Genomic DNA, 12054 nt, shown 5'->3' with positions numbered 1-12054 from the left:
TGCTGATTCGGCTGGACGCGTCGGTCGTCGTCTCGTGATCCTGAATCGGCTGTTCGAAGGATCCTCGCTCTCGTCTCCACGGTCGCGTATCCGTGACACCCATACGACAACAGGAATGGCATTCAGGGGAGTTAACTGTTGCTATTGTGTGACTATCTAGCATAGATGAGGGACTATCTGTCACTGTCGATGGAATTTCGGTACGGACCGGTGCCGGACGGCTTTCTGTATGTGGATTGCTAGCTAAACTCTCTGACGATCGGGAGAAATGCCGAGAAAACCGACAAAAATCACCTCATCTGGGCGTTAACCACAAGGTCTGGGGGAATTTGGGCCAATAATATTAAGTAGTTGGCGATCAATTACTTGTGTATACGCATGGCTTCGAATTTACTCAACCACCAGATTGACGATATCCTCGAGTCCGTTCTCGAGGAGACGACAGGCGACGTATACATGATCAACCCGTCCTGGGACGCCATCGACGAGTTCGTCACCGTCGCGACGGCCTTCGACGGCGACCTCCCAACCGTCCACATGCTCGCAGACGACCGCACGCTCAAGGACGTCATGGACGACTTCATCGTCGCCTCCAACGCCGCTGACCTCATCGCCGACGGCGCCCTCGAGCTGCGCACCCTCGAGCAGGCCCCCGAAAACTCCCTGCTCATCACCGAGGACAGCGTCGTCGCCGTCGTCCACGCGGGCGACCGCGTCGGCGGCCTCGTCACCGAAGACGAGGAGTTCGTCGAGGCCGCGTTCGACACCTACGCCGGCCGCTGGGAGGAGGCAGACGCCTTCAACCTCCGGACGCCGCCGATCACGCGCGTCCGTGAGACGCTCACTGACGAGATCAGCGCCGAGGCCGAAGAAGACTTCACGGCGATCCTCAACTCGCTCGAGACCGCCCGCGGCGACGGTGACGGCCTGGACGAGGTCACAATCTCGCTGCTCGTGGCCGCGAAGAACGAGGCCCTGCTCTACGACATTAGCAAGTGGGGCGAGGACGTCGGCATCGCCAGCAAGGCGACGTTCAGCCGAACGAAGACCAAGCTCGAGGACATGGGCCTGATCGACACCGAGAAGGTCCCAATCGACGTCGGTCGTCCGCGCCTGCGCCTCAAGATCGGCGACGAGCGCCTCGACGAGGCTGACAACGGCCAGCTCGCGACGGTCGCTCAGAGTATTCTGAACTAGAGCACCCACCTTTTGCGCTGCGGTCTTGCTTCGCTGACGGCTTCGCCGCCAGCGAAGCGTCCCTCGGCAAAAGCTGGACCAAAAACACTCCTCCTTCCGTTCGGTGAGCAAACTCACCTTCACATCAGTCGTCGGTCCGCTCGCTCACTGCGTTCGCTCGCGCTACAAACTGGTGTGGGGCCTGCCCTCCCCCGAAACGCGGGGCTCTCGCAGTGCTCGAGCCCCGCGTCCGGCCACGCCGGTTGTCCGGGGCTGTTCTCATCGGTGGCAATTCTCCACGTATACGGTCGCAAACCACAAGTCACCACCGTCCCTCGAGACGCGTATGTACGAGGCCGTTCGCGTAAACGCCGACGCCGATGGAGTCGAGACGGACGCCGAGGCCGTCTCCCGCGTCGTCGAAACTGCCGCAAGCTACGGCTTCGAGGGCGTGGTCGTTCGAAATCACGACGGCGCGCGACTCGAGTTCGATGCCGACGAACTCGGAGAGGAGCACGGCATCGACGTCGTCGACGGCATCGAAATTCGGGCCGACGACCCGCACCAGGCCAGCGGTTCGGTGGGGAACTACCGACCGCAGTACACGATCCTGGCTATCCACGGCGGCACGAACGCACTCAACCGGTTCGCCGTCGAAACCGACAAAGTCGACGTGCTCGCTCACCCAATGGACGGCTCCGGCGACGTCAACCACGTTCTGGCGAAAGCCGCCGCGGCCAACGGCGTTCGCCTCGAGTTCTCCTTCGGGGACGTTCTCCGAACCACGGGCGGTCGGCGGGTTCGGGCCATCCAGTCGCTTCGCAAACTCCGGGAGATCGTCGACTACTACGACGCGCCGTACGTCGTCAGCGGCGATCCCGAGGGGTCACTCGAGGTACGGGCGCCGAGAGAACTCTGTGCGCTCGGCGTCGAACTCGGCTTCGATCGGGAGTGGATCGTCGACGGCCTCGAAGCCTGGAAAACCCTCGCGGCGCGCAACCGACGGATCCAGTCCGATTCGTTCATTGAACCGGGGGTCGAACGTGGACGATATGAAACGAAGCGTGGCGGATCACGCGGCTCGATTCGACGAGAAGGCGAGTGAGTACGACGACTCGAAGAGCGACGAATACCGCGCGTGCGCGAATTTGGTTATCGAACACGCGGCCCCCGAATCCGACGAGACGGTCCTCGACCTCGGCGCCGGAACCGGGGCGATCGCCCTCGTGCTCGCCCCCGACGCCGAGGCTGTGATCGGCCGGGACATCAGTGAAGGCATGATGGACGAAGCACGCGCGAAAGCCGAGGAACGCGGCCTCGAGAACATCTCCTTCGACTACGGAACCTTCCGCGAACCCGACATCGACGACAGCGTCTCCGTCGATATCGTCACCTCGAACTTCGCCATGCACCACCTCGCGGACGACGAGAAGCGCGAAGCGATCGACGTCATCGCCGCCCTCGAGCCCCGACGATTCGTCCTCGGGGACGTGATGTTCTTCAGCGAACCGGACCCGAGCGAGCCGTTCTACGACCCCTCGGTCGACGACCCGGCGACGGTCGGAACGCTGGCAGACGCGCTCACCGACGCCGGCTTCTCGCTGACGGCCGTCGAGCGCGTTCACGACCAGGTCGGTGTCCTGGTCGCCGAGCGTGCCGAGAACCAGGAGTCGTGAGCCGCTGTACTTGCCCATGAAACACCTCCCCAAACACCTCCGGCCGCGCTGGCGATACCTCGCCGTCGCCCTCGAGACTCGGCCCGACGACGCTATCGGTCGGCGGGCCTTCCAGCGGGAGGTCTGGTACGCCGGCCAGAACCTCCTCGGCGATCCGGGGAGTGCGGACGCCGACCTGGCGGTCGTCCGATTCCGATTCGACGCCGATACAGGAAACGGGAAGGCGATAATTCGCGTTCGCCACGGCGAGGTCGAACGCGCTCGAGCCGCAGTCGCTTGCGTCCACAGCGTCGACGACGCGCCGCTGGGTCTAATCGTTCGGGGGGTGAGTGGGACGATTCGTGGGGCCGAGTCGCACCTGTGATGGGCCGCTCGTCGACGAGGTCCCTGTTTCTCAAGTTCGACGCTCGAGCCCGACGCTTGAACCCGACGCTCGGGACGAACACTCACGACGAATACGTCCCCGGACCGCGGTAAGCGAGGCCGGAGGAAGAAAACTATTTAGGACGCCGCCGGTAAGGTCGGGTAGAGAGATTCGTCGTGTTCGACATCGCTGACCGAGTCGTCGGGCGAACGAGCGTCGTTTCCATCCTGTGGCGATGACTGGTGCCGATAGCGGTCATCCGGGGGCAGTCACCCGTCCCGATGGAACCGGTGCCGACGCCGTTTCACCACGACTCGATGACGCGACCGTCACCACGACACCCCTCGATTCCGATCTAACGTTAACGTGATACTATGCAGGGACAAGCCCAACAGCAGGCGTACGACCGCGGCATCACGATCTTCTCGCCAGACGGCCGACTCTACCAGGTAGAGTACGCCCGCGAGGCGGTCAAACGTGGCACCGCGAGCATCGGCATCCGAACGGCTGGCGGCGTCGTCCTGGCCGTCGACAAGCGGATCCCGTCGCCGCTGCTCGAGGACTCGAGCGTCGAGAAGATCCACAAGGCCGACGACCACATCGGCATCGCGAGCGCCGGCCACGTCGCCGACGCCCGCCAGCTCATCGACTTCGCCCGCCGGCGCGCGCAGGTCAACCACCTCCGCTACGGCGAACCCATCGGCGTCGAGAGCCTCACGAAGGAGATCACCGACCACATCCAGCAGTACACCCAGGTCGGCGGCGCCCGCCCGTTCGGGGTCGCGCTCATCGTCGGCGGTATCGAGAACGGCGAACCCCGCCTCTTCGAGACCGACCCGTCGGGAACACCCTACGAGTGGAAAGCCCTCGCCGTCGGTGCCGAGCGCGGCGAACTCCAGGGCTTCCTCGAGGAGAACTACGACGAGGAGGCAGACCTCGACAGCGGCGTCGCGCTCGCGCTCGAGGCGCTCGCGTCGGTCAACGACGACTCCCTCCTCCCCACCGAAGTGGGTCTAGCGACGATCGACGCCGAGACGGAATCGTTCGTTCAGTTCGACGACGACCGCATCGAGGAGTACCTCGTGGAGAACGAACTGCTCGACGAAGGGGACGACGAAGCCGAAGGCGACGGCGACGAGTAACCTTCGCAATCGCGACCGCGACCCAGGACACGAAGGACGTTGCCCCGCCCCGCTCCCGCCCCCATCCCGACATCGCCACTGCCCGACGGGAAACACTCTTGTAACCGCCCGCGGATATCTTCGGGTATGATATCGCTCGACGAGGCAGTCACCGCGCGACTCGAGTCACACGGCGCGCGCTTCGAAGTGCTTGTCGACCCGGACGCAGCACTAGCGATCAAACGCGGCGAGTTCGACGGCGACCTTGAGGACGTCATCGCCGCGGAGGACGTCTTCGACAACGCCTCGACGGGCGACCGGCCGGCCGAGAACGACCTCGAGGACGTGTTCGACACCACGGACCCCCTCGAGATCATCCCCGAAGTCATCAAGCGCGGAGAAATCCAGATCACGGCCGATCAGCGCCGCGAGATGCAAGAACAGAAGCGAAGGGAACTGATCACGACCATCGCGCGAAACGCCATCAACCCGCAGATGGACGACGCACCCCATCCCCCCGAGCGGATCGAGAACGCCCTCGAGGAGGCCGGATTCACGGTCGATCCGATGGAACCGGCGAGCGAGCAGGTCGACGACGCCCTCGACGCCCTCCGTCCCGTCATCCCGATCCGGTTCGAAGAGATCACCATCGCCGTCCAGATTCCCCCGGAGTACGCCGGGAGCGCCCAGGCGAAGATCCGTCAGTACGGCGACCTCGAGCGCGAGGAGTGGCAGCCCGACGGCTCCTGGATCGGCGTCATCACGTTCCCGGCGGGGTTGCAGAACGACTTCTACGACGTCGTCAACGAGAACACGAGCGGCGAGGCCGAAACGCAGATCGTCAGCGACAAGGGAGAGTTGAGCACGCGGTAGCGATCGTTCGACGAATGAAATTCGAAAAAAACAGTTATCCGCGTCGGAACCCGATCAGGAAGCCAGCCGTGAAGCCAGCCCCGACGGACATCGTCGAGATGAACGACTCAAGGTAGGTCGGGTCCGCGTGTTCTGTCGTGTCGATCAGGCCAATCGAGAGGGCCTCCCAGTCGACGATGAGGATACCCTGTGATTCGAGGTACCGGAAGATGACCAGTTGCACGCCGATGATGACGGCGATGAGTTTCGCGATTTTCTTCGCGGCGAAGCCCATGAGAGCGCCGATGGCTGCACCACCACCGAACTCGAGTCCGAGGGCCGTTGGATCGATATTGACCATGATAGAGAGAATTCGAGTCGGTTACCATGACTTTTGTGGTAGGTGGATATTCTCGGGAATCAGATGGACGACCGCAGAGGGGATGGACGGCGACCACATTGCGGACTGGCAACGTGAATTACCGTTTAATACTACCAGCGTGAACTACCGTTCGAAACTGGTACCGCGAACCACCATTCGAAACTGGAACCACGAACTACCGCTCGAGCTCGTGTGCGTGACCGGCGTAGAGCGCCACCAGGTGGACGGCGAGCAGGGTGACGAACAACCCCGTTCGTGTCCCGTCTGAACCGATGGCCAGTATCGGTAGGTACGCGATCGGCAGTACGATTGCCGTCCAGAAACTCGCGACGCGAAGGCGGTCGACGAAACTCCCAGTCGTGGATCCGCGCTCGCCTTCCTGTCCGGGCGTGGAACCGGCTTCTTCGGGCGTTTCCTGGTCGGTTGCGAGGCGACTGTTCTGTGTCGCTCGAGGCCCTGGCATTGGTTACCTGATCGCCAATCCCTTCACCGCGGACGCGTAAATATCGGATACTGCGTTTCAGTGGAATCGGTTCAGTTCACTCGTGTAAGCCGTGATTACCGGGCCGAGTCGATTCGATGCCCGCGAGAAAGAACCGATTACGACCGGCAGGCATCCGAATTACGCCGGTCGTACGATCGTCCGTTACTGGAACCCGATACGACTGCCCCGGCGACCCGTGCCAGGTTCGACCCGGTTTCCACCGCCCTTGAACTGCTGTTCGATCTGGTCGTAGTACTCAAGGATGTCCTCGTTGATCGTCGGGCGCACGTTTTCCATCGCTTTCCGGAAGTGACGCATCTCGACGAGGTCGGCGTCGTCGTCCTCGCGAAGGGCCTCGATGGCCGCCTCCCGACCGATCGACTCGAGGTCGCTGCCGACGTATCCCTCCGTGATCTCGGCGATCTCGCGCAGGCTGACGTCTGCCGCCAGGGGCGTGTCGTCGGTGTGGATCTCGAGGATGCGTTCGCGACCCTCGGTGTTTGGTTCGCCGAGCATGACCAGCCGGTCGAAGCGACCCGACCGGAGGAGGGCGGGGTCGATCATGTCCGGCCGGTTCGTCGCGCCGATCACCATCACGTCCTCCATCTCCTCGAGGCCGTCGAGTTCGGTCAGGAGCTGGTTGACGACTCGTTCGGAGACGTTCGACCCGACCTCGCCGCCGCGGCCGGGGGCGAGCGAGTCGAGTTCGTCGAAGAAGATCACCGTCGGGGAGACCTGCCGGGCCTTCCGGAAGGTCTGACGGATGGCCTTCTCGGACTCGCCGACCCACTTGCTGAGCAACTGCGGGCCGCGCACGGAGATGAAGTTGGCGTTGGTCTCGTTGGCGACGGCCTTCGCCATGAGCGTCTTTCCGGTGCCCGGTGGCCCGTACAGCAAGACGCCCGCGGGTGGATCGATGCCCATCCGCTCGAACTTCTGTGGCTCGCGCAGGGGCCACTCGACGGACTCCTTGACCTGGTCTTTCGCTTCGTCGAGACCGCCGACGTCGTCCCAGCTAACCTTCGGCAACTCGACGAGGACTTCCCGCATCGCCGACGGTTCGACCTCGGCGAGGGCGCCGCGGAAGTCCTCGCGCTTGACGATCATCCGGTCGATCAGGCTCGGTGGGATGTCCTCTTCGTCGAGATCGATCTCCGGGAGGTACCGCCGCAAGGCCTTCATCGCGGATTCTTTCGTGAGCGACTCGATGTCCGCGCCGACGAAGCCGTGGGTCTCGTCGGCCAGATGCGAGAGGTTGACGTCGTCGGAGAGGGGCATCCCGCGGGTGTGGATCTGCAGGATCTCCTCGCGCCCGACCTCGTCCGGGACGCCGATCTCGATCTCGCGGTCGAACCGGCCTGGTCGTCGGAGGGCGGGGTCGACGCTGTCGACGCGGTTGGTCGCGGCGATGACGATCACCTGGCCGCGAGCCTCGAGGCCGTCCATCATGGTCAGCAACTGGGCGACGACGCGGCGTTCGACCTCGCCGGTGACGTCCTCTCGCTTGGGCGCGATCGAGTCGAGTTCGTCGATGAAGATGATCGCGGGTGACTCCTCGCTGGCGTCCTCGAAAATCTCGCGGAGCTGTTGTTCGGACTCACCGTAGTACTTCGAGATAATCTCGGGGCCGGCGATGGAGAAGAAACTGGCGGAGGTCTCGTTGGCGACGGCCTTCGCGAGCAGCGTCTTGCCCGTCCCCGGCGGGCCGTGCAGGAGCACCCCTTGCGGGGGCTCGATTCCCAGCTTCTTGAAGATCTGGGGATGTTTCATCGGCAGTTCGACCATCTCGCGGACGCGCTGGATTTCGTTTTGCAACCCACCGATATCCTCGTAGGTGATCCCGCCACCGGTCTTCTCGAAGCCCGAGATGGGCTCCTCGCGGAGTTCGACGTCGGTATCCTCGGTAATGAGGACGACGCCCTCGGGATCGGTTTCGACGGCGATCAGCGGGATCGCCTGGCCCGGCGAGCGCATGAACGGGTGGTTCGTCGAGCTCATCACGGGGACGATGTCGTGACCGACGACCGGCCGCTTGAGGATCTGGCGTTTCACCATGCCGGCGGCGTCGGAGCCGAACTGGACGGAGGCCTCCTCCGGGGGAGCGAGCACCAGCGTGTTCGCCTTCGTGGCCTCGGCCTTCCGGATCGTGACGCGTTCGCCGATGCCGACGTCGGCGTTCTGGCGGGTGAACCCGTCGATCCGGACGGTGTCCGTGTTCCAGTCCTGTCGGTCTGCACGCCAGACCTTCGCAGCGGTCGTCTCCGACCCTTCGATCTCGATGATGTCGCCCGGACTCAGCTTCAGGTGAAGCAAGGTGTCCGGGTCGAGACGGGCGATGCCGCGGCCCGAGTCGTTCGGGTACGCTTTCGCGACCTCCAGTTGCACTTCGTTCATGGTTTGGGGTAGACGGGGATGTTCCTGACTCCGACTCGGTGTCGGATAGGTGTTTTGCTCACAGCAGACGCATCGAACCGCAAACGCACCTGTGCTAGCGCCTGTCATATGAGACTGAGTCAGGGAGCTACATAGATGTACCGGCCTCGGTCGTTTTCCGAGACGGAACGACGGCCTTTCCCTGCGCGGGAGTGCGTGGGTTTTTGGTCACGCTGCCCGCCGTCCTAGCTATGACCAGGAGACTGCTCGCATTCGACGGCCGAATGGGTGCCAGCGGCGACATGCTGCTCGCCGCCTTGCTCGCCGCCGGTGCCGACCGGGCGGCCCTCGAGCCTGTCGAGCGCGCACTCGACGTCGAGTATCGTATCGGACGCACCTCGAAGTGTGGGATTCACGCGACGACGGTCGACGTCGTGATCCCCACCTCCAGCAGCCAGGATGCCCACCTCGAGGCGGCCCGTCACGACGATAGAGAGCGCGGGGACGAGCATAAGGACGACGGTGTGCACGAGCAAGGTTCGGAAAGTGAGGTTGCAGATGGTCACCGTCACCACGGCCACGGAGACGAACACAGCCACGCCGCCGATAATGGCCATGGTCACGATCACAATCACAGCCACGGTAACGGCCACAATCACAGCCACGACCACGGAGACGACGATCACGTCCACGCCGAAGGTCACGGCCCCCACCGGAGCTACCTCGAGGTCTGCGACATCGTCCGAACCATGGACCTCGCGGAGGCGGTCGAAGCCGACGCCCTCGCCATCTTCGAACGACTCGGCGAAGCAGAGGCGGACGTCCACGGAACCGACCTCGAGTCGATTCACTTCCACGAGGTGGGCGCCGACGACGCCATCGCAGACATCGTCGGTGCCGTCCTACTGATGCACGACCTCGAGGTCGACCGCATCGTCACGACGCCCATCTCGGGCGGCGGCGGTACCGTCTCGATGAGCCACGGCGAGTACCCGGTCCCTGCACCGGCCGTCCTCGAGCTCGCGGAGCGGGCCGACTGGGAACTCTCCGGCGGCCCGGTCGAGGCGGAACTCCTGACGCCGACGGGGGCCGCTATCCTGGCTCACGTCGCCGAGGGAGTCGAGACCCTGCCGACGATGAACGTCGAAAACTCGGGCTACGGAGCCGGTGGGTACGACCTCGATTCGCACCCAAACGTGCTCCGCGCGCTGGTCGGGACGACTCGCGGACGCCTCCAGCGCGAGGACATCGCCGTCCTGGAGACGAACCTCGACGACGCGACCCCCGAAGTGCTCGGCGGCCTCCAGGAGACGCTCGAGGACGCTGGCGCGCGCGACGTATCCGTCGTTCCGGTCACGATGAAGAAGTCCCGGCCGGGCCACCTGGTCAAGGTGATCTGCAGACCCGCCGACAGGGAACGCGTCGCCCGGCGACTCGCCGAGGAGACGGGAACGCTCGGCATCCGCGACGCCGGCGTCACTCACCGCTGGATCGCCCAGCGTGCATTCGAGACGGTAACGCTCGAGGTCGGCGGCGACGCCTACGAGGTAACGGTCAAGGTGGCCAGCGACGAGGCCGGCGACGTCTACGACGTGAGCGCGGAGTACGACGACGCCGCAGCCGTCGCCGCCAAAACCGGCGAGCCGATTCAGTCGATCGTGGCTCGAGCGGAGCGGGCGTTCTGGGCAGACAATTCGCCCTGACGACGAAACTATAACTGCTATAGTAAACGATGCATATATTGTATCAATTCACTATTTATTTTATATCATTGAGTGTGAGGGCTCTATACGTGACCTCGAGCTACGACTTCGAGCCACGACCTCGAAATCAGTTCGCGTCGCCGCTATCGCTGTCGTCTCCCCTGTCGCCGCCGTCTCTCCCGTCTCTCCCGTCGACATCGTTTCGATGCTCCGCGAGCGCCTCCTCGACCGTCAACTCCCCGCTCGCGACCCGCCTGGCCAGGGTCTCGTCGATCGCCCGGTTCGTCTCGCTTCGCTCGCGCGAACGGTCCTTGATCACCTGGAGCTCTCCCGGCGTCGGTTCGATCTCGCGCGTGTCGATCGCCTCTCCCTCGAGACGGGCGATGTTCACTGCCGCGAGGACGTCACCCATTCCCCTGGCGCCGGTGCCGAGGTACGGCGTCGTCCCCGTCTCGTCGACCATCTCGACGCGGACATCCTCGAGTTCGTTGATCAGTTTGGCTCCCTCGAGGCGCGACCCGTCGCCGATGCGGACGACCGGGTCGACGGCGTCGTCGCCGCGGACCTCCTCGAGGACGACGTCGACGGCGTCGCCCAGCGGCACCTGGAACGCGGCGACGACGGTCTCCCCTGCGAGCACGGCGATGCCGGGTTGGCGTCCAGGATCGACGCCGACGACGGTTCGGCCGTGCTCGCCGCGGATGGTCGCGAGCGCCTGATCGACCGCCTGTCGGCTGTCATCGGGGTCCACGACGATGGTCGGCGCGTCGGCGTCCCCGAACGACTCGGCGTGTTCCGCGCCGGTGAGGACGACGGCGGTTTTCGACGGGAGCGGATCGTCGGGCTCGATCGTCGTGAACGTCGCGCCTCGCTCGCGAAGGTCGGCGACGACCTCGTGATACACTTCGAAGTCCACGGTGGCGACGACGATCATAACCGTGCTTCGACCGCCACCGAATAAATTGCTCCGTCTCCGGACGAGCGATCGGTTCCGGGGGGTTTTTGCCCGTTACCTCCCAACTGAGCGCGTGAACGACGAGGCGATATCGACCGGTTGTCCCCCAGTCGACGCGTTGCTCGAGGGCGGGTTCGAACGCGGAGCCGTCACGCAGGTGTACGGCCCGCCAGCGTCGGGGAAGACGAACCTCGCGCTGTCGGCCGCCGTCGAGACGGCCGCCGACGGTGGGACGGCCGTCTTCATCGACACCGAGGGCGTCTCAGTCGACCGATTCGAACAGCTCCTCTCCGCTCGCACCGACGACGTCGAGTCGGTTGCCTCCCGGATCATCATCGAGGACGCCTACGACTTCGACGAGCAGGCCGAGGCGGTCCGCGACGCCGCGGACTTCGCGACCCAGGCCGACTTGATCGTCCTCGACAGCGCGACTGGCTTCTACCGAATCGAGCGCGCCGAAGACGGCGAGGCGGGCGACGCCCTCCGGCAGGTGGCCAGCCAGATCACCCACCTGCTCTCGCTCGCGCGCAAACACGACCTCGCGGTGGTCGTCACGAACCAGGTGTTCGCCGACCCCGACAGCGACCGGACGCGTCCGCTCGGGGGGAACACCCTGGAGCACTGGACGGGCGTGGTACTTCGACTCGAGCGATTCCGCGGCGGCAATCGACGGGCGACGCTCACGAAACACCGTTCGAAACCGGCGGGCGAGTCGGCGACGTTCCGGATCACGGGGTCGGGACTCGAGGGCGCCGACGACGCTCGGCCGTAGCAGCTTATGCCAGTCGCCGTACGACGACGAGCACGGTGATGGCGGCGACCACGACGCCGATGATCGTCGGCACGAGCTGGCCGGATCCCCACTCCCACCCGAGCACCTGGGTACCAACGATGGCGACGACGGCGGCAAGTAGGCTGAGCACGCCGACGAGCGAGGACTGGTCGCTGTATGCGGGCATAGTACCTGA

12 protein-coding genes and 1 pseudogene are annotated in these 12054 nt (G+C 64.5%); 8 read left to right on the top strand and 5 right to left on the bottom strand.

Annotation, left to right across the window (positions count from 1 at the left end; all coding sequences use genetic code 11):
* Positions 1-378 precede the first annotated feature (378 nt).
* The 6 genes and pseudogenes from tbsP (at position 379) to AC6I65_RS10775 (ending at position 5210) form a co-directional block, all read left to right on the top strand.
* Positions 379-1197, top strand: a complete 819-nt coding sequence (gene tbsP / locus AC6I65_RS10800; RefSeq protein ID WP_497901900.1) for a transcriptional regulator TbsP — start codon at positions 379-381, stop codon at positions 1195-1197.
* Between the two features lie 325 nt (positions 1198-1522).
* Positions 1523-2281, top strand: coding sequence for an RNase P subunit p30 family protein (locus AC6I65_RS10795; protein WP_497901899.1), 759 nt, complete (start codon positions 1523-1525; stop codon positions 2279-2281).
* Positions 2229-2852 (top strand): class I SAM-dependent methyltransferase, encoded by a 624-nt coding sequence (locus AC6I65_RS10790; RefSeq protein WP_497901898.1) that lies wholly within the window; start codon positions 2229-2231, stop codon positions 2850-2852. The genes AC6I65_RS10795 and AC6I65_RS10790 overlap by 53 nt, the downstream gene beginning before the upstream one ends.
* 16 nt (positions 2853-2868) lie before the next feature.
* Positions 2869-3210 (top strand): annotated as a pseudogene (locus AC6I65_RS10785) (Rpp14/Pop5 family protein); the annotation flags it as partial.
* 380 nt (positions 3211-3590) lie between these two features.
* The gene (gene psmA / locus AC6I65_RS10780; protein ID WP_254156725.1) at positions 3591-4358 is read left to right on the top strand and encodes an archaeal proteasome endopeptidase complex subunit alpha; all 768 of its coding nucleotides are present in this window, start codon (positions 3591-3593) and stop codon (positions 4356-4358) included.
* A gap of 126 nt (positions 4359-4484) precedes the next feature.
* Positions 4485-5210, top strand: coding sequence for a ribosome assembly factor SBDS (locus AC6I65_RS10775; protein WP_497901897.1), 726 nt, complete (start codon positions 4485-4487; stop codon positions 5208-5210).
* A gap of 34 nt (positions 5211-5244) precedes the next feature.
* Here the strand turns inward: AC6I65_RS10775 and AC6I65_RS10770 are convergent, their stop codons facing one another.
* The 3 genes from AC6I65_RS10770 to AC6I65_RS10760 form a co-directional block, all read right to left on the bottom strand.
* On the bottom strand, positions 5245-5550 hold the full coding sequence (locus AC6I65_RS10770) for an FUN14 domain-containing protein (protein WP_497901896.1): 306 nt from the start codon (positions 5548-5550) through the stop codon (positions 5245-5247).
* 196 nt (positions 5551-5746) lie between these two features.
* Positions 5747-6034: a DUF8028 family protein gene (locus tag AC6I65_RS10765; RefSeq protein WP_497901895.1), complete on the bottom strand. Its 288-nt coding sequence runs from the start codon at positions 6032-6034 to the stop codon at positions 5747-5749.
* Positions 6035-6217: 183 nt separating this feature from the next.
* A complete protein-coding gene (locus AC6I65_RS10760) occupies positions 6218-8449 on the bottom strand; it encodes a CDC48 family AAA ATPase (RefSeq protein WP_253435949.1) in 2232 nt (743 codons plus the stop codon).
* Between the two features lie 230 nt (positions 8450-8679).
* Here AC6I65_RS10760 and larC point away from each other — a divergent pair, with 230 nt between their 5' ends.
* Positions 8680-10131, top strand: coding sequence for a nickel pincer cofactor biosynthesis protein LarC (larC, locus tag AC6I65_RS10755; RefSeq protein ID WP_497901894.1), 1452 nt, complete (start codon positions 8680-8682; stop codon positions 10129-10131).
* Between the two features lie 127 nt (positions 10132-10258).
* Here larC and AC6I65_RS10750 read toward each other — a convergent pair whose 3' ends face one another.
* Complete coding sequence (locus AC6I65_RS10750) at positions 10259-11065, bottom strand: hypothetical protein (protein ID WP_497901893.1); 807 nt, start codon at positions 11063-11065, stop codon at positions 10259-10261.
* 94 nt (positions 11066-11159) lie between these two features.
* Between AC6I65_RS10750 and radB the strand changes: the two genes are divergently transcribed.
* The gene (gene radB, locus AC6I65_RS10745) at positions 11160-11858 is read left to right on the top strand and encodes a DNA repair and recombination protein RadB (RefSeq protein WP_497901892.1); all 699 of its coding nucleotides are present in this window, start codon (positions 11160-11162) and stop codon (positions 11856-11858) included.
* A 4-nt stretch (positions 11859-11862) separates the two neighbouring features.
* Here radB and AC6I65_RS10740 read toward each other — a convergent pair whose 3' ends face one another.
* The gene (locus AC6I65_RS10740; RefSeq protein ID WP_497901891.1) at positions 11863-12045 is read right to left on the bottom strand and encodes a multidrug transporter; all 183 of its coding nucleotides are present in this window, start codon (positions 12043-12045) and stop codon (positions 11863-11865) included.
* Positions 12046-12054: the final 9 nt, after the last annotated feature.

This window comes from Natronosalvus sp. KLKA75 (genome assembly GCF_059736265.1).
This window is presented reverse-complemented; position numbering and strand designations above follow the sequence as displayed.

What these genes read in the sequence shown, in the direction of transcription:
- AC6I65_RS10775 (WP_497901897.1), top strand. Translation starts at nt 4,485, where the DNA reads ATGATATCGCTCGACGAGGCAGTCACCGCGCGACTCGAGTCACACGGC.
- AC6I65_RS10770 (WP_497901896.1), bottom strand. Translation starts at nt 5,550, where the DNA reads ATGGTCAATATCGATCCAACGGCCCTCGGACTCGAGTTCGGTGGTGGT.
- AC6I65_RS10750 (WP_497901893.1), bottom strand. Translation starts at nt 11,065, where the DNA reads ATGATCGTCGTCGCCACCGTGGACTTCGAAGTGTATCACGAGGTCGTC.
- AC6I65_RS10765 (WP_497901895.1), bottom strand. Translation starts at nt 6,034, where the DNA reads ATGCCAGGGCCTCGAGCGACACAGAACAGTCGCCTCGCAACCGACCAG.
- AC6I65_RS10795 (WP_497901899.1), top strand. Translation starts at nt 1,523, where the DNA reads ATGTACGAGGCCGTTCGCGTAAACGCCGACGCCGATGGAGTCGAGACG.
- tbsP (WP_497901900.1), top strand. Translation starts at nt 379, where the DNA reads ATGGCTTCGAATTTACTCAACCACCAGATTGACGATATCCTCGAGTCC.
- psmA (WP_254156725.1), top strand. Translation starts at nt 3,591, where the DNA reads ATGCAGGGACAAGCCCAACAGCAGGCGTACGACCGCGGCATCACGATC.
- AC6I65_RS10760 (WP_253435949.1), bottom strand. Translation starts at nt 8,449, where the DNA reads ATGAACGAAGTGCAACTGGAGGTCGCGAAAGCGTACCCGAACGACTCG.
- AC6I65_RS10790 (WP_497901898.1), top strand. Translation starts at nt 2,229, where the DNA reads ATGAAACGAAGCGTGGCGGATCACGCGGCTCGATTCGACGAGAAGGCG.
- AC6I65_RS10740 (WP_497901891.1), bottom strand. Translation starts at nt 12,045, where the DNA reads ATGCCCGCATACAGCGACCAGTCCTCGCTCGTCGGCGTGCTCAGCCTA.
- larC (WP_497901894.1), top strand. Translation starts at nt 8,680, where the DNA reads ATGACCAGGAGACTGCTCGCATTCGACGGCCGAATGGGTGCCAGCGGC.